General features: G+C 29.2%; 14 protein-coding genes. 3 read left to right on the forward strand and 11 right to left on the reverse strand.

The window, feature by feature from the left end:
- Positions 1–138: 138 nt before the first annotated feature.
- Positions 139–1,584, forward strand: a complete 1,446-nt coding sequence (locus tag QPK10_RS00395) for an APC family permease (RefSeq protein ID WP_368486075.1) — start codon at positions 139–141, stop codon at positions 1,582–1,584.
- 764 nt (positions 1,585–2,348) lie between these two features.
- Here QPK10_RS00395 and QPK10_RS00400 read toward each other — a convergent pair.
- The 4 genes from QPK10_RS00400 to QPK10_RS00415 all read right to left on the reverse strand — a co-directional run bounded on the left by QPK10_RS00400 (position 2,349) and on the right by QPK10_RS00415 (position 7,812).
- Complete coding sequence (locus QPK10_RS00400) at positions 2,349–3,971, reverse strand: hypothetical protein (RefSeq protein WP_368486076.1); 1,623 nt, start codon at positions 3,969–3,971, stop codon at positions 2,349–2,351.
- Between the two features lie 74 nt (positions 3,972–4,045).
- On the reverse strand, positions 4,046–4,978 hold the full coding sequence (gene pfkB, locus QPK10_RS00405) for a 1-phosphofructokinase (RefSeq protein ID WP_368486077.1): 933 nt from the start codon (positions 4,976–4,978) through the stop codon (positions 4,046–4,048).
- 71 nt (positions 4,979–5,049) lie between these two features.
- Positions 5,050–7,080, reverse strand: coding sequence for a fructose-specific PTS transporter subunit EIIC (locus tag QPK10_RS00410; protein WP_368486078.1), 2,031 nt, complete (start codon positions 7,078–7,080; stop codon positions 5,050–5,052).
- Positions 7,081–7,095: 15 nt separating this feature from the next.
- A complete protein-coding gene (locus tag QPK10_RS00415; RefSeq protein ID WP_368486079.1) occupies positions 7,096–7,812 on the reverse strand; it encodes a DeoR/GlpR family DNA-binding transcription regulator in 717 nt (238 codons plus the stop codon).
- A gap of 269 nt (positions 7,813–8,081) precedes the next feature.
- Between QPK10_RS00415 and QPK10_RS00420 the strand changes: the two genes are divergently transcribed.
- Positions 8,082–8,792 (forward strand): hypothetical protein, encoded by a 711-nt coding sequence (locus tag QPK10_RS00420; RefSeq protein WP_368486080.1) that lies wholly within the window; start codon positions 8,082–8,084, stop codon positions 8,790–8,792.
- Between the two features lie 34 nt (positions 8,793–8,826).
- Here the strand turns inward: QPK10_RS00420 and QPK10_RS00425 are convergent, their stop codons facing one another.
- The 6 genes from QPK10_RS00425 to QPK10_RS00450 all read right to left on the reverse strand — a co-directional run bounded on the left by QPK10_RS00425 (position 8,827) and on the right by QPK10_RS00450 (position 16,708).
- The gene (locus tag QPK10_RS00425; RefSeq protein WP_368486081.1) at positions 8,827–9,366 is read right to left on the reverse strand and encodes a hypothetical protein; all 540 of its coding nucleotides are present in this window, start codon (positions 9,364–9,366) and stop codon (positions 8,827–8,829) included.
- Positions 9,367–9,381: 15 nt separating this feature from the next.
- A complete protein-coding gene (gene fmt, locus QPK10_RS00430; protein ID WP_368486082.1) occupies positions 9,382–10,341 on the reverse strand; it encodes a methionyl-tRNA formyltransferase in 960 nt (319 codons plus the stop codon).
- A 16-nt stretch (positions 10,342–10,357) separates the two neighbouring features.
- The gene (locus QPK10_RS00435; RefSeq protein ID WP_368486083.1) at positions 10,358–12,394 is read right to left on the reverse strand and encodes a DUF2779 domain-containing protein; all 2,037 of its coding nucleotides are present in this window, start codon (positions 12,392–12,394) and stop codon (positions 10,358–10,360) included.
- Between the two features lie 70 nt (positions 12,395–12,464).
- Entirely contained in the window at positions 12,465–13,094 is a 630-nt protein-coding gene (locus QPK10_RS00440) for a hypothetical protein (RefSeq protein ID WP_368486084.1), read from the reverse strand.
- Positions 13,095–13,247: 153 nt separating this feature from the next.
- Entirely contained in the window at positions 13,248–14,885 is a 1,638-nt protein-coding gene (locus tag QPK10_RS00445; RefSeq protein ID WP_368486085.1) for an APC family permease, read from the reverse strand.
- Between the two features lie 77 nt (positions 14,886–14,962).
- Positions 14,963–16,708: an APC family permease gene (locus QPK10_RS00450; protein WP_368486086.1), complete on the reverse strand. Its 1,746-nt coding sequence runs from the start codon at positions 16,706–16,708 to the stop codon at positions 14,963–14,965.
- Positions 16,709–17,222: 514 nt separating this feature from the next.
- Between QPK10_RS00450 and QPK10_RS00455 the strand changes: the two genes are divergently transcribed.
- A complete protein-coding gene (locus QPK10_RS00455) occupies positions 17,223–22,529 on the forward strand; it encodes a hypothetical protein (RefSeq protein WP_368486087.1) in 5,307 nt (1,768 codons plus the stop codon).
- Positions 22,530–22,604: 75 nt separating this feature from the next.
- On the opposite strand, the gene QPK10_RS00460 is transcribed toward QPK10_RS00455, so the two are convergent.
- On the reverse strand, positions 22,605–23,645 hold the full coding sequence (locus QPK10_RS00460) for a rod shape-determining protein (protein ID WP_368486088.1): 1,041 nt from the start codon (positions 23,643–23,645) through the stop codon (positions 22,605–22,607).
- Positions 23,646–23,680: the final 35 nt, after the last annotated feature.

The raw sequence follows: 23,680 nt of genomic DNA on the forward strand, positions 1-23,680 counted from the left end.
CCATTAATTTTAATAAGAAACCTAACCAGTAAGAATTCCAAAATTAATTTTATTACAGATTTTAAATTTTATAATATAATTATATTCTAAACTACTTTGAAAACTATGAATTATGAAAGGAAAGGATGTGATTAGTTAGTGGGTAGGAATAGAAAACATCTAAAACTTTTTGAGTTTTTAACTGTGTTTGCGACAATGATTGGGATTGTTGTGGGGGTTGGAATTTATTCAAAAAATGACCTCGGGAAAGGTCATGTGTTAGGAATTACCCAAAATCCAGTGATGGCAATTATCTTATGAGTCATTGTCGGGATTTTAGGAATTGCGATGATTGTTGCTTTTATGGAAATCGCTTCATCCACTAAAAAAGGCAAAAGTGGAACCTTAGCAAACTGATTTGGTCATTTTGTTAATCGAAAAACCGGGTCATTAGTAGCGATTTTTAATATTTTAGGTTATATACCTATTATTTATTCAATTTTATCGTACTTAATTATTGATTTTATCTTAACCGCATTAGAAGTAACTCCTAGTTCTGATGTTAAATTAGCAATCTTCTTGGTTGGTGGTGTGGGAGTAATGAGTTTATTTGGAATTGCCAATGCGTTTACACGTCATTCGGGAAAAATTATTCAAATTATTGGATTAGGAATTAAATTATTCCCCTTAATCATTGGATTATTTTTAGGATTCGTTCATCCCGCCAGTGATAACTCATTTAATGAACCAACAATGCGAAGTTGACACGCGGGGAATTTCTTTATTGCAATTGCACCAATTTTATTCTCGCTTGACGGTTTTATCTATGCGGCAAATTTACAAAAAGAAGTTACTAATAAGCAGCAAGTACCAAAGGCATTGTTTTGTGGAATGGTATTTATTATTGTCTTTTATGTTTTATTATCAATCTCAATCTTTTTAGGAACAAATGATGGTAGTTTATTTACCTTGTTTGCTAATACATTAGCTGGTTGATTTACTAGAGTAATTTATTGGTTAATTGTAATTTCGGCCTTGGTTAGTTTAAATGGAATGACCTTAACAGGGGCCAACGCCATTCATGCCGCTTCCGAAGATAAGTTCTTTTTCTTCCAAAAAGCAATTTCGTTAAAATGATCAGCAATTTACCAAACTATGATTGGAATTGTATGATATTTAATTGCGGTATTAGTCAGTTATTTTGCCACTGGTGATTTATTTTATATTATTGACCAGTTGTCAAATGCGATTACCGTTCTTGATTTTATCTTTTATGGTCTATTAATCTTAGCGGCAATTGTTAATCGGATTCGCAAAAAAGTCCCTGTTGATAAAACCCGGATGTTTTGACCGTTTGCAATATTATCTGTGGTAATTTTAGCCACTTTTACTTCTTATATTATTTATTCAATTTTTGCCGAACCAGGAGGTATTACCCGTTGATTCTTATTAGGAACAATGATGATTGTAGTTATTGTGTGAGCAATTAATGAATATTTAATTAAAAAAACGCAAAAATCAGAACCTGAAGCAAATCCTGAGGTTGATCCAACCTTATTAAATTCAGAGCTGGTTAAATCATCACAAACTCTAGAAACAGTATAAAGTCTATCCATTAATAGTCTTTTTTTATTACCAATAAAAAAAGACCTTTATCGAGGAATAAAGATCTATTAAAATTATCATGTTTTTTGAACTTAAATTTAAATAAGTGAGAGGATATTTTTTATAAAGTTCAATTTATTATTAAGCATAAGGGTTTTGAGAATAACAGATGTGTTAAAAAACTTAAATATTATATAAGAGTTAAACAAATTCAATGTAGACGAGAATGAGTAAATAGCGACATATTAAAATGGAGATAAGAATAAATTTTTATAAATTATATTTAAAACTAAAATATAAAACTTATGATTATTTTTTAACAGCACCTGTTATTTATTATAAGCTATTTCTTATGATAAGTTATTTTAATGGGGTATATTAATTTATATGTATTTTCGAAGGTAAATTTATAAATGTTATATATGAATAAGTTTGTTATTTTAATGCACTATAGCATGCATTTCTAATACTTTTATAAATTATAATATTTCAATACAGATACCTCTTTCCTTGATTAAATAATTTTCGCATTCGTAAATAGTTTTTTGCAGTTTATATTTATCAATTGATGGGGTACCCATATGAGGATCCCACCTCCTTTCCTATCATAATTATTTTTTAATCAATAATGTATCTGAGAAAAGACTTGCTGTTCGTTTTATAAATCTCTTCCTAATATAATTAAATCATTGAAAAGCAAAATTTTTTTTATTAAAAATAAACTTATTTTTTGTATGAAAAATAGAAACCATAATTTTTACGGTTTATTTTTTTGCTAAATAAAATAATTGTAAAAGAACTTGCACTTTTTCTTCACTAGTAGCATCTGATTCAAGAATTTTATTAACAATCATTTTTGCTTTTTCAAAATCTAATAAATCTTCCATTGCTAAACTTTCTAATTTAATTTTAGCAAGCATATCTTCTAAATTAGTATTTAAAGAAAAGTAAATTCCCTTGTTTTCTTTTTCAATATTAACATCATTACTAATTTTTAAATAATAATCATAATGATTTTTATTTTTATAATAATTATTTAACGAAATAATTTTATTAATATAAAAGTTGGGAAACATTTCAGTAGCTTTGGCTTTTAATAAATTAGCTAAACTTCCTTTTAAATCAGTAACCAAAATTGCTTCTTGGCGAATAATATCTTTCTGGGGGAAAGTATTAATATAGGGGATGAAGATAATAGTAAACTCAATAATTTGTTTTTCAATTAGTTCTTTATTAATAACTTCTTTAATATTATGATTTAAATTGGCAGTTAAAAACTTAAACAAGGTTTTATATTCCACCCGGGATTTAATAAAATCTTGTTTTAATTTTGTGGTAGCATCAATTGTTCATAAATTTTCTCATTGGTATTTTGTTCAGATTAAAAACCGAAATAAGCGTTGTTGGGCATCATGACGGTTGATCGTATATCCTTCTTTTTCAAGGTGATCAAATAATCGTTGCAAAAAATTAGTAATGACTTGGTATTCATAACCAAAGTCATTCGTAGCAACAATCATTTCATGTTTTGATAAAAACATATTTGATAAAAATAATTTTTCAAATTGATTAGAAGTAAATTCAATATTAAATGTTTGACAAATTTCATCAATAACTTGGCTAGCAATGCTATATGATTTTTGATGTTTATAAAACTGCTCATGGTCTGCCATTTGGGCATATAGCTGTTGACCTTCACTAAATTTTTTTCGATATACCAAGGTGATAAATAAAATTAAGGATAATGTATCTCACCCGAGTTCAACAAATGATAAATCATTTTTATGTGATAATAAAATATTTTTTATTTTTAAAAAGTCTTCATGACCATATGGTAAATTAAACTTGTTAAAAATAAAATCTAAAATTAATTTACTACTTTTATTTGTATTAATTTGTATACTAAGATTAATCAATAATTTCCGTTTTGATAATTCATCACCACAAAAGAAATACCCGTTACCACTGTTAGAAATTAAAATTTTATCATAATGGTATTTTTCGCGAATTGTTTCATTAATTTTAGTAATTAACTTAAAAGCACTATTCACACTAATGTTTAGTAACTTACTAATGGTGCTTAGTTTAGTATAGTCGTTTAAAAAGACATAAGTAACTAAAATATAACCCCCAACATTACTATTTAAAAAGATGTCTTGTTTCGAAGTTATTAGTTCATAAATTTCTTGAAATTCTTCTTTAGTAATTTTAGTAACATTCAAAGTCTTATTTTTATGTTTTAAGGCACTATTAATGTGATTTAAGTGATAATAAAAATCACCGCGCGATATTTTAATATGATTTAAGAAATTTTTAATTTTCTTAAAAGGTTGGTCCAAATTTTCTTTTAAGGCTTCTAGTATTTCCAAATCTTTTGAATCTAACATAATTATTTTTTCTCCTTACTCTAATTATATTATTAATTTTTTCTTTTTAAAAAATAAAATAAAAAAATGTAATATTATTTTATTACATTTATTTTAATTTGTCCTAATAATTTTTTAACTTCTGTGATTTCAGCAATTCCTTTGGTAAATGCTGTTGCTGCTCCCGCACTTGCACTATACAAGAGGGCTTGATCAAAGGAATGGTGTTTTAAGTAAGTTCCCACAAAAGCACCCACCATTGAATCACCAGCTCCTACCGAATTTACTAATTGTCCCTCAGCACTATTAACTTGATAAATATTTTTATCAGTAATTAAAATGCTGCCCTCTTTTCCATTACTAATTAAAACATTTTGTGCACCCATTGTTATTAACTGCTGACCAAGATTAATGATATCTTTTTCATTTTTAAAATGATAATTAGTTTGAAAGAGTTCATTTAGTTCTTCTAGATTTGGTTTAATTAAAAACGGATGATAAGGTAATGTTAATAATAAAATTTCTTTAGTACTATCAACCACAAACATAATATTATTTTCAGCACAATACTTAGCAATCGTTGCATACAAATCATGGGGACAACCCTGGGGAACCGAACCGGAAATAATTAAACAGTCATTAGCTTTCACAGTTGCTTTAACTGCTTCAATAATTTTTGTAACATCTGATTGGGAAACTTGAAAACCTAAACCATTTAATTCAGTTTCTTGTTTAGTAGTTAAGTTTTTTATTTTTAAATTTACCCGAACCTTTCCAGCAACTTCCACAAAATTACTATCAATATTTTTTGCTTTTAAATAATTTAAAAATTCAAATTTACTATCCTGTCCCATTCACCCTAAGACTGTTGTTTGATATCCTAAATTTTTTAACATCACCGAAACATTAATTCCCTTCCCGCCAAGAACCTCATATTCATTAAGAGCTTTATTTGTTACTCCTAAGTTAAAAGTTTCAGTTTCAACAATTCGATCAATAGCGGGGTTTAAAGTCAAAGTATAAATCATTTTAATAACCTCATCTCCTTTCACAATTATACCTAAATAAAACCCAAAACTTAATTTGGGTCTTAACTTTCTTAAAGATTAATATTTAATTTTCCTTTTTTAATATCATGCATTCTTCAAAAACTTAAAACACATGTTGAGGCAATTGCTCCTAAGATAATTGCTAATAAGTAGAAAACAATTCCCATCCCAATTTGTAAACCAGTTCCACTAAATAAGTTTGATCGTAAGAGTGCAAAAACAAAGATTCCACCGTGTGGAGCACTTAAACTAACTTGGAATGCCATTGTCACGGCCCCTGTAATTGCACCACCTACCATCATTGCTGGTAATACCCGTTTGGGATCTTTGGCCGCATAAGGAATTGCTCCCTCGGTAATAAAACACAATGCTAAGAACCAGTTAGCACGCGATGCCTCACGGTCTTTTGGGGTTCATACTTTTTTAAATACTAAACATGAACAAGCGATTGCTAACGGAGGGACCATTCCAGCAGCCATTACAGAACCCATAATCGTTGGTTCATAGACAAAACCAGATTGTCCAACATCGGGATTAATTGATAATGTTCCTAATGTGTAAGCTACTTTATTGACCGGTCCACCCAAGTCAACACACATCATAAACCCTAAAATTAATCCAACAATAACTGACACATTATATTCGTTTAATTTGGTTACTCCTAATTTTAAACCATAAGCAAAATAACCTAGCGGAATGTTTAAAGCAAACATTACCACTCCAATTGCTAAAACTGATAACACGGGAATAAAAACAATATCTTTAACTCCTCGTAAGGACTGGGGAATTTTTTTAAAGATTACTGTTAAACCATACACAATGAAGGCAGCTGCATATCCCCCAACTAGCGCCCCGATGAATCCTGAATTATATTGCAGTCCCGATGGTAATAAACTTCCCCACTCATTAACTCATTTTGTGGGGTCTTGACCAGGACTATATAACATTTCGGGCGCAGTGGCCGCTAAACCAGCAATCATTCCTGGCAAAAGACCTTGGGGTCCAACAATTGAATATGCAACATAGGCCCCTAAAATTGGAATCATCATTGCAAAGGCAATTTTTCCCAACCCACTAAATCAGCGGGCAATTGGACGGTTCGTTCCAAAAGCACCACCCGTATAACCTGAATCTAATAAAAATCCAATTCCTAAAATAATACCACCAGCAACCACAAATGGTAACATTCGCGAAACTCCACCTAATAAGTTTCGTGAAACATATTTAAATTGTTTTAAAGAGATTTCACCAACTTCATCACTAGCACCCTTATTTTTAATTGTTGTTAAGCGATCATGGTTTAAATATCGTTTAATGACAGCTTGGCCATCATAAATAGCATCTTTGGTCCCCACTTCCAGAACTTCTTTATTGGCAAAACGCCCTAAGTTAGTAACTGCCTTGTCAGCAGCAAAAATAATAATTTTAGCGTTCGCAATATCTTCTGGCGTTAACACTGATTCTGGTCCACTTCGACCTTGGGTTTCAATTTTAACGGTATATCCCATTGCCTTAGCCGCTTCTTCTAATTTTTCTTTTGCCATATAAGTATGGGCAATCCCGGTCGGACAAGCAGTAATCCCAATCACATCATAATGTTGATTTGGTGCTAACTTATCTGCCTCTGGTGCTTCTTTAGTTTGAAAAGCATTAATTAACTCTTGATAAGATGTAGCCCTTCGAAGTTGCTTAATGGTATCCTTATTAGTTAAAAACATGGCGAGTTGAGATAATGCTTGGATATGTTCTTTACCACCCTGGGCGGGGGTAACAATCATAAAAATTAAATCAACTGGTTTATTATCTAAACTCTGCCAATCAATTTCTGTTGCCAAGGTCATAATAGCAATAGTTGGTTGATTAACTGCTGAACTAGAACAATGGGGAATTGCAATCCCATCGCCAACACCAGTAACGCCCTCTTTTTCACGCTTTTCTAAATCTTGTAATAATTGTTGTTGATTAGTTACAATATTATTTTTAACTAGTAACGCACTTAACTCTTCAAAAACAGCCGTTTTTGTTTTGACAGTTCCCTTAATAATTGTTGTTGTCTCATGAAAATAATTAGCAATTGTCATTCAATATCCTCTCCTTTAGTTACTTTTCTTTCAATTGGCGGAAATAATTTCAACTTCATTAGTTGTCGCAAATTTTACTAATGACTTATGATTAAATTTAGTTTGGTCGGCTAAAACATACGCTTGCTTTGCTCTTTTGATAACTTCAGCTTTAATCATCGCTTCTTCAGGATCAGTTGTATATAATTCATTGTCATCAATTCCATTTACTCCTAAAAAAGCTAAGTCAATATTATATTTTTGTAAAGTACTAATTGCTTCTCAACCGATTAGAGCACCAGTTGATAACTTATACTTACCTCCTAATAAATAAACATCATGAAAACCAGCGATAGTTAATAATTCAGCGTGTAAAATTGAATTAGTAATAATGATAATTTTTTGGGTTGGATCAATTAATTTAATTAAAGCTAACGTTGAAGAACCAGCATCCAAATAAATTGACATTTTATCTTTGATTAACTTAACAGCCTTATCAGCAATTAAATATTTTTCTTTAGCATTATGCTGAATCTTTTGATTAATTTGTTCTTCAAAACCATATTCTTTGCTTTCTTTTAGCTTAACTCCCCCATGAGTTCTTTTAATTAATCCTTGCTGTTCCATTTCCGTTAAGTCACGGCGAACAGTAGTTGGTGAAAGATTTAATTTTTCAATAATATCATTAACTAAAATGATATGATCCTCTTTTAATAATTCTAAAATTTTATGCCATCTAATATCCTTTATCATTCTTAATCACCTAATTTTATTATATCCTAATTTAACCAAAATCAACCAAAAAAAACCAAAAATAATAAACTATAATAAAATTATTTGTTTTTAACACTTTTTTTGTTTGAATTTTATTAAGGTTATTTTTAACCTTTTTTTGTGAAATTGCTATAATTTAAGTATCTTACAATTAATTAATGTAGGAATAAAAATTACAAAGAGAGTATTTAAAATACCATAAAAAAGTTTATTTTTTATGGTATTTTTCTTTAAATGGAGGTGTTCTTATGCCAGAAGAAATTTTATCTTTAGATAGTGATGAAGGAATTCAAGAAGATTTATTGGATGGTGAACAATTGTTAGACGACGACAATTCTTCACCATCATTGGAAAAAGAAAGACAACCATCACAGCAGGTTGAAGAAAGTTCTGATGAAGGATTTGTTGATGATTCAGATGACAAAGAGTTTGAAAATGAACCAGGCAATAATAAAAGTTTATGAACAAGAATAAAAAATAAACTTACTGGAAATAATGAAGAAATAAAAGTTAGTAATATTGCTTTTTTAGCATTGTGAAAATATCATAATGATTTGGATAAATATGAAGAAAAAGAAAAAAATGAAATTAAAAAATGCTATCAAAAATTTCAAGAAAAAATTTATGGTATTTTTGCAAATAGTAATGAAAACGATGAAATTGTAATAAAAGTTGAAGGTCGTGAAGTTGCAGCTATTACAATTAAAGAATTAAAAAAAATCCCTGATGATCCGGTAAAATGAGTTTATGACCAAATTGAAGCTAATAATAAAACTAAAAAAACTCATACGATTAATGCAGAAGAACTAACTGAAAAGCAACAAAAATTAATCCAACGAAAAAATGAAAACGTGAAAAAAACAGATGATATTCAAACCCAATTGGACAATCAATATAATGAACAATTAGTTCTTAGCCCATCGGCCCCACCAAGCCCTGATGAATCATTTCATCGATAACACAATAATTTAATTAACATAAAAAATGGATAATTTAATTATCCATTTTTTTATAAATATCAAATTGCTGATCATTCCATATCCGATAATTACTTTTAATATTAATCCGCTCTAATGTCACAGAAATAATAATAGAAAAAATGTAACAAACACCAATTTGAATGGCATCATTAATTAATTCAATAATAGCGGCAGAGGGGCCAAATAATAAATAAGCATATAAAACATATCATAATAGCATTAAACTGCTTAACAAGTTAGCAACATATCTGGTAATAATCCGATATAAAAAGTAAGTAAGGACAAACATTAAAATCCGAATAATGATGGAAACCGGAATGAAAACTAACCCGCCAGTTATTAAGTCAATTATTCCGGCATAAAGAATTCCGACAATTAACATTAATGGTCCACGAATAAAGATTGTTAACCCTAAAAATAACCCATCGGATAATTGTAAAATACTTTTCCCATTTGCAATTTTAATAAACTGACTAATAAAGGCAATAATAATCAAGATTGCAGTAACTAGCGCCAGAGTTGTTAAATAACGAATTGATTTTAAACGATACATAAAGCTTGTTTTCTTTTAAACAAATTGTTGATGAACCGCAATTTCAGAGGAAGGATTATGATAAAAAACACTAGTTTCAACTGGTTTTTTTCCTTCCCGCTGAATTTTTAGGAGAATAAGATAACCATTAATTACTTTAATTTTAATTCCTTCTTTAGTTAAAGCAACAATTGTTCCGTTTGCTAACTGTTGATCATTAGTTGTTAAATGATCCCAACTAATTTTTGCCTCGTGAATTTTATAAATTTTATCATTAATAGTAGTATAGGCAATTGGTCACGCATATAATCCCCGAATTTGGTTATAAATATTTTCTTTAATTTGATTCCAATTAATTCGTTCTTCCTCGCGGGTGATATTATAAGCAAAAGTAACCTTGGTTTCATCTTGGGGGACTGGCTGGTATTTATTTTCTAACGTTGGGATTAAATGGTGTTTAATAATATCAATTGCTAACACCATTAATTTATCATGCAAAGAACTGGCAGTATCAGTTAAGCTAATGGTTAGTTTGTTTTGATAATAAACATCGCCAGCATCCATTTTTTTAACCATTTGCATCAAACTAATCCCTGTTTCATGCTCACCATATATAATTGCTTTATGAATTGGTGCCCCACCCCGTAATTTGGGTAATAATGAGGCATGGACATTTAAACAATTAATAGTTGGCAAGGCTAAAATTTTGCTCGGAATAAATTGGCCATATGCACAAGTTAAAATTAAATCTGGTTGTAACTGGGCTAACTCTTCATAAGCATCAATTAATTTTTCTGGTTGAAAAACTAGTAAGTTATGCGCTAGTGCTAATTGCTTCACCGGTGAAAACTGTACTTCTTGTTTACGCCCAGTTTTCCGGTCAGGTTGGCATACCACCCCAACAATAGTAAACTCGGTTTCCATCTCTAACAATGTTTTTAAAACACTTGTAGCAAACATGGGAGTTCCCATAAAAATTACCCGATATTTTTTCATTTTTATCATTCCTTTTCTATAAATAATGGTGTTGGTGTAATAATTTTTTAATATGCTGGAAAATTACCACCATTGCTAACGTATCACGATTACAATATTTTAACATTGCCGAACGAAAATATTTTAGTCAAACTGGTAAGGTAATATTATTTTCAACGCGCCGACGGAAGGTTTCACTGGCCATATCCCCTTTTCGAATTTTTAACTCCTGGTAAGTAAACTGGGGATCAAAAGCCGGCTGGGTTTTTTTAATTGATTTGGAACCATAAAATTCTGGTTTATAAATCATGAAGTCTTTAAAAAAATCCATTAAATCAATTGTTTTTGCTCTAATTTCTAATAATTTAGTTTGGAGATATTGGTATTGTTGTTTACAAGAGATGTCATCTGTGGTGGAAATTTTTCAGTTCAAATAATCTCCTAGTTCAAAAAGAACTTTGCACTCAAAACTTTTATAATAGGCCACATAAACTCCCAACCCATTCTTCGTTAAATCAGCAACTAATTGGGTCGCTAATGCTAACCGGGGGTCTTCTAGACCATCAGCTAAATAAGCATAATGATCCATTGTCTTTTCATCTCGATAATCAAAGTTATCATCTGTTAAAACATGAACCGAATATTGAAAAGGGATCTGTTGATAAGAATATGAATAATCAAACCGTGGCACGGCAGCTTTCATTGTTTCAAAGTCATACATATAAATAGGATATTGATACTGACGAAAAATCTGTAATAATTCATCAACCCGGTGGGGATTAATCACGGGGTCTAAATCCTGCAACACTTTAATTTGGCGCGTTTGGGGTTCATTAAATTGTAAAGGTTTTTTTAAGGTAGCAGAACGTTTAAAATTAAATGGTAAATGAATATCTTTTAACATCATAATATTTTCTTCATATAATAGTAAGGTTTTCTTGCCCATCCCACGGTAAAGCTCAAACACACTATTATGTTCGGGGAGCAAGGCACTTGCATGTTGGCAATAACCATAATAACGGAAATGATCATCTGGTTTTTGGTTTCAGCAACTAGCCCCCACAAATAAATCATAAATTTCTGTTAATGACTTTTGATATCCTAGTTTAATTGCTACTAAATCAAGTTCAATCGCGCGCTCATTTTTTAACCGGGGGTCAGTAATCTCACCAGTTGTTAACTGCTGGGCAAATGTCATTAATGATACGCCCGCCATTCGTTTCGAGGGTTGTTTAAAGTCATCTTGTAACATAAAAAGACAGTCATAATCAATATCACCATGCCGATAATATGACGGGTCTAACAACATTACAGAAATTTTACTAATTCGTAAACCACAGCCAGTTAAAACATAATATTGGTAAGCAATATCATAGGCATGATCAATCTTGAGATCTTTTTCAACATACTCACCAAGATCTTTATCATATTTTTTACCAGTAGAAGCTTTTACTTCAATTAAATGAAAACTACCATCATCTAAACGTTTTAAAATATCACATTTGGTAATACAATTATTATATTGAAAAGAAGGTTCAAAATATACTTGGTAAGATTGATCTTGCAAAACCTCCTGGGTTTTCGCAAAAGCAATTTTCTTACTATAGTGGTCAAGATTAAAACATTTATAATCCCGGGCAAAATATTCGCGTGCCCGCGCGCCCACTTCATTTCCATCGGCAATCGTTTCTCCCGGATAAAATTCAATAACCTCAGCGGGATCAATTAGTTGGTTTAAATCATCATGGTAATTGTTTAGTTTTTGGGTGTCCAAATCATCATCACCTACTCCAGCTGGTCAGGATGTTTCGAGCATTAAATCATAGAGGTTTTCGTTCATAATATCAACAGCATTATTTTCTTCATCTTCAGTTTCATCATTTAAAAAACTGTCTTCATCAATTTTTGTCCCATGAATATTATCTTTTAAATCAAAAAAAACTGAGAGTTGTTGTTCACTAACCCATGTTTGAACTTGTTTTAAGTTTGCCCGGTTAGCTAATGCTCAGGATAATTTAAAACATTTTTTAAAACGTTTATAATCTTCTTTTTTTAAAGTAAGTTTAGTGTCCATTTTTATTAACCTCCAACTAAATTAATTATACTAATAAAATAAAAAAATAAATTCAAGTTTGAATTTACTTTTATTTGCGGGGCACAAATTTTTCAACTTTTGGTTTTGGTTTATCTTCGGGATGACCACTGCCTGCAGTTTTTTTACCAGCTTTTCGTAAATTGCGTTCTTCTTCCCGTTTTTTCAACATTTCCTGACGTTGTTGTTCCATTTCTTTTTTGGTTTGTTCTTTTTGGGCTTTTTTTTCTTCTTTTGTTAACTTAACTTTCTTTTCAATAATATTAATACGGCGTTTAGCTTCTTCTAAATCAATTTCTTGGTTAACAGTTCATGTTGTTTCATATTGTTTTTTACTAATTTTTTTTGAAATTCCCTCAATTTCAAACGCTTTTTGCTCTAAAAAATTATTTGTTTTTGCCTCGTAAATATCAACAATTACATCAAAAATATCACGGTATTTATATTCTTTCCCTTTGCGGGCAATAACTTTTTCATATTCTAAGCGTAAATTTTTACGGTTATCAGTTTCTTTAATATATTGTTTAATTTTATCTTTTACCTGTTTTTTCCGTTTTTCCCGCTCTAATTTTTGGGCTTTTTTCCCCATTACCGACGAAACTACCGCAAAAATAATAACTGCTACCACAATCACAACTAAAATAATATTCATTGTCATTGAGTTTCCAAATAAATTTGACATTTAAAATAAACCTCCCATAAGTTTTAGTTTCTATGATGAATCTAACCGCTAGTTAATACTAACCTTTTTCTTATTAATATTATATCTTAACAAACTGAATAGTAAATAAAATTTACCAAGATTCTAACTTTAAAACCTGGTAAATTTTATAATTTAAGTGGTAACACTTTTCGTCTCTTCTTCAATAATTGCAATTTGTTTTAATTCCGTCGCACTTTCATTTAGTAAGTGCTGCGCTGCTTCTTGTTCTGTCATTGGCAAAAATTCAGCATCTAGTTGGGCTTGGAAAGTCGGATTATTTTTTAACCGATCACGTAGTTTTGGCATATAATAAATAAAATACCACGCCACCGCCACCGCAACAAAGAACCAGAACATTAAAAATTCAATCAAAGTGGCAGCTAATGTGGCCCCAGTTTCATTAATCATCGTTGTAATCATTTGGTAATTAAAAATAATAAACTGGATTGTTAAAAAAATAAAAGTAACACTAAATAAAATTCATTCTCAAACTTTAATTTTTAACTGACGACGAAAGCCCATCACACAACATGCTGCTAACACAAAAATATAAATAACAATTGTAATATTTGTTGAAAATCCTAAGACAGTTCCAAAATCAAAGCCCGAACCAATCGCATCAGGGATTACTAACATAATAATACAAGCAATAATTGTAATAATTAAGTTAACAGTACTTGCACGCATTGCAATATTTTCTTTATCTAAGACAGCTAGCTTTTCACTAATATATCCTTCTTTTGCTAAGGGTTCAATCATTCCTCCTGAATATAAGGAATTTTGCATGGCACCGTTTAATTTTAATGATAAAGTACAAATGACTAAAATTACCATGCCAGTGGTACCAGCAACCCCCGCCACAACATTATTTGGATTATAATTACTTGTTCCTGAGCTTCAACCATTATGGTTAATACCAGCCTCGGTAATAGCGCCAATAATAAAGACGGTTACTACTAAGTAAAAAATTGTTGCAATTGCTAAAATAATAAGAATTCCGCGGCCAAAATTTCGTTGCGGATTTTTAACATTTTTGGCGACGACAATAAATGTTTCAAAACCAACAAAGAAATAAAAGAAACTACTAAAAGCATTATTAAACTTATCGACCGTAAAGGATAAATTTTTCGTTCCCTGGGCGGCTTCGTTAAAAGCAAGATGACCATTTTGGGCCATTAAAATAATGGCACAAATAATTAAGAAAATAGTTGAGCCTCATTTAATAATTCCCGATAAATTAACAAATCAGCGAAAACCTTTCATTCCAAAGTACATACAACTAGCAACGAGAGCATAAATTAAGATTCCAATACTATCAATAATTAGGTTTTCCCATCGTTTTGGTGCTCACGCAAAAATTGGTAGTTGGTCTAAATTAGTTCGAAACATGGAAATAATGGTAACAATAATTGTTGAAGGTAAGGTAATATATTGGATAAAACCAATTAACCAACCACAAAAACGGCCAAAGACTCCACGGACATACACATAAGCCCCACCATTAGTATCATGGTAGACTTTACTACACTTGGCAAACGCTCAAGCACTCCCCCAAGCCATTAAGGCCCCTAATAAAATAATTCATAAAATATGTAGGCCTAACCCCCCAGTTTGTCAGTAATATATTGAAATAAATGACATTGGAAAGGCAATTCCACAGGTGTAGTTAAACCCAATTCAAACTAGTTCCGCCAAACTAATTTTACTTTTTTCCGGTTTTGTTGTTTTGGACCAGAATTTCATTTTTGTCCAAAATCCTTTTTTTTCCATTTTTAATTCCTTTCTATTTAATAATTAGTAAAAAAAGAGCGAGATAATAAAACTATATTATCTCCCTAAGTTGGTAATTATTCTTCACGTAAATCGCCTTCTAAGGCAAGTGCTTCTTCCCGAATATGAAGCGCATCTTGAAGATTTTCATTATCTTGGTTCTGATGAATTGCCTTGTTCCGAACTAAATAGTTATCTAATTCATCTTGAATTTCTTTCATTACATAGTGTCAATCATCAACTACTACAAATTGCGCATCTAATGCTTGTTGAATAGTTGGATCTTTTTGTAATCTTGCTTTGTATTTAGGCATGTAATAAACAAAGTATCAAATAATTGCAAAAAGTATCATCGCCAGAATGTAAGCAACTTCAATGGTATTTGAAACCAGCGCAGCTACACCCGCGGCTGAATCCTTGGTCCCTAACTGGGCAATGGCACTATCATATGATTTTCCTAAATCAATAAAGAATTGAATAAATTGTCAAATTAAGAAAACAAATACTAACATTCACGCAATCATTTCTCAAATTGTTACTTTCATTTTTTTAGTAAATCCTAGTTTTAAAGCCGTCGCAATTACAAAAACATAAATAATAATCATAATTAATGAGGCTTCACCAACAATTGCGGCATAGGAGAAGACCGAGTCGCCTCCCGTCGCTCCCTGAATAATATCAGGAATAAATAACCAAATGATGGCAAAAATTAAGGTAATTACTAAGTTTAAAAATGAAGCACGAAACGGAATGTTATCTTTTGTTAATTCTTGGTATTTAGCTGGAAAAATCCCCTCTACGGCAAAAGGTTCTAAAATTGACCCTGAATATAAGGCATTTTGCATTGCCGCATTTGCTTTTAAGGAAACAGTACAAATTAACATAATAATAACACCAATATAATATAGTCAACTTCCAGCGTGATCACCTAATAATCGAAAGACTTGCAAATTAGGGTTATTACTAAATTCTCCCCCAATCGCTCCTAGCATTAAAACGGTTACCACCACATAAAAGATGGTTGATAATAACATTGTTCAAATAATACTACGTCCGATATTTCGTTCGGGGTTTTTAACATTTTTCCCAATTGTCGCATATGTTTCAAATCCAAGGAAGAAAAAGAAACACGAGGTAAAAGCACTTGAAAAATTGCTAGGATTTAATTGGGTATATTTACTACTAGCATTTAAATCTCATGCGGAAGTACCATTTAAGGCAAACATTGCAATTAAGGCAATAAATAATAATGCGGTTGAACCCCATTTAATATAACTTGAAGCATTTAAATAGCGTTTTAACATTTTCATTCCTAAAAATAACGTACATGAAACTAACATATAGACAAAGACTCCAACCGCATCTCATGTTAAATTAGCTCAATTTCCTAAACTATCTTTGGTATCTAAAAAGGTTCCTGATCCTACAAAGTTTAATCTAATCATTGAGACAATTTGCGAAGTAACAATAATTGGTAAGGTAGTATATTGTAAAAAAGAAATAAATCAACCTCAAAATTTCCCAAAATTACTACGCACATAAATATAAGCGGCCCCGTTTCCAGCTGGGTGTACACGCGATAATTTATTAAAAGCTCAGGCACAAGTTCCCGCCACTAATCCTTCAATTAAAAAGATTCAAATCATGTGCATTCCTAAAAATAACCCATCATGTTTTTCCGATGATATCATTAGCGTTGCATAAACCGAAGTAAAAGCAATTCCACAAGTATAGTTAAAACCTAATCATACCAACTCTTGCAAACTAAACTTCTTTTTTTCACCACTAACTGTTGTATTTTCAGTTTTCGCAGAGTTTTTCATTTTTTTAAAATACTCCTTTCTTTTCAAAAGATATTAAATAATAAACTTGATAAAGGCATCGTGGTCCTCTTAATTTAAATAAAAGGATATTGCTAAAATTACTTTAAACTCAAAATGAATTATAATTTAAAGTAAATTTAGATATCTAATTTATTGGCATATCATTTATTTAAATTTATTAAATAATTCCTTTATATAAGAATTAGTATAATTAAAAATAATTGAAAAAGCAAGTAAAAAATGCGAAGTATTTTAAAAAACCTGATAAAATTAGCCTTTTTTACGACATTGAATATTAATTAACTTCAAACATCAAACTTGTTTAAATATAATTACTCTTGTTTTTTATTACTATTTTAATTATTTGATATACTTGTAGCGAATAAATAAATTATTCACATTTATAAACAAATGAAAACATATTAGAGCACACAAAGGCCGTAAAAGTAAGCAATATTTTTACGGCCTTTTTATTTATTTAGAAAAAATAGAAAGACAATTAGGAAACTTTAACATGAAAACATATTATGAAGTAAAACAAGAAAAAATTAAGAATTTTACAGAAAACATAATCCTTTATCAAGAACATCCGGAAATTATTGACAATGAAAATTTTATCTTTGCTTATGATGAATTTTTGAAGGAAATGAAAAGATATAACGATGAATTAAAAGAAAATGAAAAACTAAGCAACGATATTGTAAAAATAGAGAACATTTTACAAGATAAAAACTATCATATTACAGCAGAGGATTTAAACGAAACTTTAACAAATCTTAAATCTTACCAAAAAAAACTAATTAAACTTGAGTTAGAAATGAAACAAAAGAAAAACTCAAAAATTGTTAATTTATTAACTAATATTCTTATAATTTTGAAACAAATAATAGAAACCTTAACAACTTGATTAAAAAATCTACGCTTTGATATGGCTGAATTTATGATTGGGAAAGAACATGTCAATCGAATCGAACCAACAGAACATTTTGATTTAACTGAATTAGAAGCATTAAAAGGAAACATTTCAAATACACAACTCATGATATTAGCAGTGGAGAACTTTAACTTTTTTTTAAAAGAAAACTATTATGATGCAATTCCCAAAAACTTATATAAATTGGTAGATAACCAAGCTGCAAAAAATAACCCTGCTGATGAAACAATGGATTTTGAACTTGAAAGTTTAAAATTTTGACCAATTAATATCCGCCAAAAAATCCTTACTAACTTACGTAGTCACTTAGAATCTTGGGTGGCAAAAGATGACAAGTATTCATTACAAAACTATCAGCAAATAAATGCTATGATAAATGATGAATTAAACACTATCGCTAATCTTAGTATAAAAAATGAAAATCTAAATGAGAAAATTGCTGAAATTGAAGATTTTATTAAAAATAGTGACCAGGAAATTTTTGAATCAGTTAGATATTTGCAATATCTTACTGATCTAGCCCTAATTCAAGAACATCATATTACAGAAGTCTATAAATATTTAATGATTCCAGAAAAAGATGAATTAATAAAAAAAATAACAGAAATGACTCAAATTTTAGAAAATAAAAAATCAATAACTGAGCAATATGAATTATTAACTAATTATATAACATTCATTCCCGCGTTAAATATAGACTTGGAAGATTTTAAAAGCTTTGATTTAGCTACTATTAACAATATCTGCCAGCAAATCCTTAAAACACCTGCCAAAGATTTAATGATAGAAAAACTAATTAATCACTTGGAAACTTGTTATTGAAATAATTTAAAAGAATTTATTATCAATTATCAAAAAACGCAAACCTTTATCTTACAAAATCTTTTAATAAAAATAAAAATGGGTGAAACCAATAATATTAACCGATTCGCTATTGAGTCCCAGTTTAACATATTACAAAAAAATGAAGACAAGTTATTAGAATCAATAATACTATGTAATAAAAATTATACAAATCTTATTCACCTGATAATTCCTAATGATCAAAAAAAATGTGAAAATATTATTGCAAAACTAGCAATAACTACTCAATCTATTGAAGACCATACTAGCCAAATTATTCCAATCTATGACCAAACCAACCCACCAAAATGAATAAAAAAATTCAACGAATTTGACAATAAACTTGAGGAACTTATAGAGCAGCAAAATTTTTTTGAAGATAAGAATAAACTAATACAAAAGAAAAATAGTTCGCAGAAACAAAGTAAATATCGTTATGCATTTTATAAAGAAAGAAGTTTACCTCAAAAATTTTTTAAAGAATTTGATATTTTAAATGCTAATCAATTAAGCTTTCACCATTGATATCAAACTGGTTATTCTATAATTGATAATTTTATTAAGAATGACTCTCTTGATAAAAATGATATATCTTTTAAAGAAAAAGAAGATGAATTATTAACCTTGCGATTGAGTAATTTAAAAAAACCTGCCTTTTATACAACATTAATTGAAAATCTTGAAGCAGAACAAAGAACTTTATTAAAAGATTATCCTGATTTAGAACAATTTTTGCAAAATATGTTTAAAAATAATGAAGAACATATTGCGACAACAAATGCTTTTTATAAAGATTTTTTAGTATCTAAGGCTAGTACATTAGAAAATAACGATGATGATTCAAAAAATAAATGATACCAATATCATTATTTATTAAAGTCAAAGTACAATCATGAATTTATGAGATTATTTAATTATTTTGGTCCCAAAATATATTTGCTTAAATTTACCAATGGTGATTTTGCTAAAAAAATTCTTCAAAAAATTAAAACTGATATATCATACTTTGAAATAGATTTTTTGAAGGCAGTTGGATTAATAAATAATGAAACCCCTACAATTAACCCTAGAAATTTAATTATTAAAAATTTAGACAAAATTACTAAACATAATGAATCAGCAACTTTTGAAATGTCATCTACTAGTCTTCAAAACAAATTACCATCTTATGACATCATTCAAAAATACTATGAATGTACAAATAAAATTAATTCATTAAGTTATTTAAGATATTTTGCTGAACTTTATGATACTAATAATCCTGATGGAATATTTAAAAAAGATAATTTTTCTAATTCATTTATGATCCCTTATGAAATTTTGCATCAAATAAAATCTGAAATTTTTGACGTGCAAAACGAAAAAATTCAAGATTCAATCTTTAAAAATAAAGGCCATGAAATCATTGAAAAAATAAGGTTTATCCAACAAAAAATTATTAGTAAAAAAGAAACAATTTATGAAATAATTTTAAAAAATAAAACTGAAATTGAAAATGATGAACAATATAGTTTCGACCGAATCATAATAGAGATTTTAAAAGATATTAACGCTATTTTTTACGAAATAACAAATACAGTTATCAAAAACCACGACAAGTTAAATTTAAAAATAAATGAATTTAATAATGATAATGCCATCTTAAATCATTTGGGAAAAACAATTGGTTTTGAAAATATTGATACTATCCCCTATCATAACCTTCTTATTGATTGAAATAAAATTGATATGCATTTGGAGGCCTTTAATCTAGAATCATTAAATTCCAATGGCCAAAAATATATAGCATCTAATCTATTAGACACAATCCAGATTTTAATTGATGAATTAATTTCCAATAACTTAAAATTAGAAAAACTTGATGATGACCAAATAGCTTCTAAAGGAGAAATGTCCCTATTTTCTGACATTAATTCATTAGTCCAACTTTTTTGTAAAAAAAATGCTCAACAAATTTTTGGTTTAATCGCAAAATTAAATGAAAATAATAACGAGCTAAATATATTATTAAACAAAAAACTAGAAGTAGTCATAGAAAAATACAAAAAAGAAGTTGAAATTGGAACTGATAAACTAAAAGAACTAGAAAAAGAACTACAAATACAACAAAAAAATCATCAAGAAATACTACAAGAAAGTAATGAACAATACCAAAACGAAATAACAAAACTAAAAGCAGAACTAGAAAAAGAAAAAAGAGAAATAGAAAAAGAACTACAAATACAACAAAAAAATCATCAAGAAACATTACAAAAAAGTAATGAAGAACACGAAAACAAGATAAGAGAACTAGAAAAAGAACTACAAATACAACAAAAAAAACGCCACGAAGCACTACAAAAAAGTAATAAAGAACACCAAAACGAAATAACAAAACTAACAGCAGAACTAGAATTACAAAAAGAAGAACTAGAAATACAACAAACAATTTACCAAAAAACACTACAAGAAAGTAATAAAGAACACCAAAACGAAATAACAAAACTAACAGCAGAACTAGAATTACAAAAAGAAGAACTAGAAATACAACAAACAATTTACCAAAAAACACTACAAGAAAGTAATAAAGAACACCAAAACGAAATAACAAAACTAAAAGCAGAACTAGAATTAGAAAAAAGAAAACTAGAAAAAGAACTACAAATACAACAAAAAAAACGCCAAGAAGCACTACAAAAAAGTAATGAACAACACCAAAACGAAATAACAAAACTAAAAGCAGAACTAGAATTAGAAAAAAGAAAACTAGAAAAAGAACTACAAATACAACAAAAAAAACGCCAAGAAATACTACAAGAAAGTAATGAACAACACCAAAACGAAATAACAAAACTAAAAGCAGAACTAGAATTAGAAAAAAGAAAACTAGAAAAAGAACTACAAATACAACAAAAAAAACGCCAAGAAATACTACAAGAAAGTAATGAACAACACCAAAACGAAATAACAAAACTAAAAGCAGAACTAGAAAAAGAAAAAATAATTCACCAAGAAGCTCTACAAAAAAGTAATGAAGAACACGAAAAAATAAGAGAACTAGAAGAAAAACTAGAATTAGAAAAAAATTATGAAGTAATGAAGAACTTTATTGATAATTTAGAAACCATTGCTTCCAATAAAGATAGTTTATTTAAAGCGGTGCTTAATTTCGATGGAACAGGAACATTTAACCATACTCAAACGATAATGCTTGAATCTGTTTGAAATTATATGAACAATAAAATAGAAAAAAATAAAGAAATAGACAAAGAAATTTTAATACAAAAGATAGCAAAATTAGAACAAGAAATAAGCGACCTGAGAACTAATGTTATAAGTTCTGACATTAAAGATGATTTTATTGAAAATTATCTAAAAGAATTAGAAAGTTGAAAAATTGAGCAGAAATGGAAAACAAAAACTGATTTTCATGATGAATATGTCAAGTACAAAAAAGAATTTAAAAATAAAAAAATAGATGGTTTTAAAGCCTGGGCACAACTAATTATTTCAACTAAAAATATAGATCTTCATAATAAAATTAATGATGATGAAACTATAAATAAAATTATTAAATATGCACTATTAACCATAATAAAAGCGTGTGAACCTTATTCAAATGTTCTTGATCAAGTGGGGAAAAAAAGTACCCAAGATTGAGAGAACGATAAGAATAAACCAGTAATTATTCAAGATACTACAGATATAAATTTAAAACTTAATTCGACACCCTTATTTAAGGAATATCAAAGTTTTAATGATTCACAAGAAATTATTAAAAATTTAATAACAGCAGGCAAATATCAACTTCTAAAAGAAATTGGTAAGATGTTAAATCAAAATATGCTAAATGTCCTAAATCCCTCATCACAAATTGAAAAAAAATTATCATTAAAAGTAATGCAGATATTAAATAATATTAAAGATTATAAAGTAAATGCTAGTAAACTAAATAAAAATTTAAGTGGATCCCTTTCATCCTTAGCTTCCACTAGTACCACTGCAAGCAATATTAGTAATCGTTTCAGGTCTTGATTATCAAACAACGATTCTAATAATAGATAATCGCGATATAAAAAATGAATTCTCTTTTAGAATTCATTTTTTTATTAAACAACATAGTTTTTAAATTATTATTTTTTAATAATCTAATTCTTTGTTTTTGATATGTTCTTGGCGCATAATATCATAAATATCAGATTCAAATTTTTTTGTTCCATTAATAACTGCCAACAATGGTTGTTCACCAATTTTAGCTGGTAGTTGTAAGGTATCTTCAAAGTAAGTGGCAATTCCTTTAATTAAACCACCCCCACCACAAATGGTGATCCCGTTTTGAAAAATATCTCCCGCTAATTCGGGTGGTGTTTCTTCTAAAACTTGAACTGTTAAATCAATAATACGAGAAATTGGAACTTTTAGAACTTCACGAATTTCTTCGGGAACTAGTTCAATTTCGCGTGGTAAACCAGAAACAACATCTCGACCATATACTTTCATTTTTCGTTCATCGGGATATTTTGCTAAACTACCAATTTCAATTTTAATCATTTCCGCAGTTTTAATTCCAATTTCTAATCCATATTGACTACGAACATATTTTAAAAGTTCATCATTTAAGTAGTTACCAGCAACTTTAACTGATTTTGATAACACAATATCTCCAGATGATAACACCGCAACATCAGTTGTTCCTCCACCCATATCAACAACTAAGTTTCCATTAGGTTTATAGATATCAACTCCCCCACCTAAGGCTGCCATTTTAACTTCTTCTTCAACAAAGACACGGTCAGCTCCTAAGTTAGTAGCAATTTTTTTCAAGGCATTTTTTTCTAATTCTGTAATTACACTAGGACAAGCTAGTAACATTACTGATCCTTTTAATTGTTTTGAGACATGTAAACGGTTAAAAATATATTTTAATTGGGCTTCGGTTGCTCTAATATCTGTGATAACTCCGTCAACCATTGGACGGACAATTCGAATTGATTTGTTACCTTTTCCGATCATTTTATATGCTTCGGCTCCAACAGCAATAATTCGATTTTCTTTTATTTTGTAAGCAACAATTGAGGGTTCATTATAAACAATTCCACTTCCTGAAATGTAAACAAGTGTAAATGCTGTTCCTAAATCAATTGATACAAAAGTCGGTTTCTTATTGTTAATTAATGCCATATAAAAATCCTCCTTAAGTATAATTATATTCTAAT

The organism is Spiroplasma sp. DGKH1, assembly GCF_040940205.1.
In the GTDB taxonomy this organism is placed as follows: Bacteria; Bacillota_I; Bacilli_A; order Mycoplasmatales; family Mycoplasmataceae; genus Spiroplasma.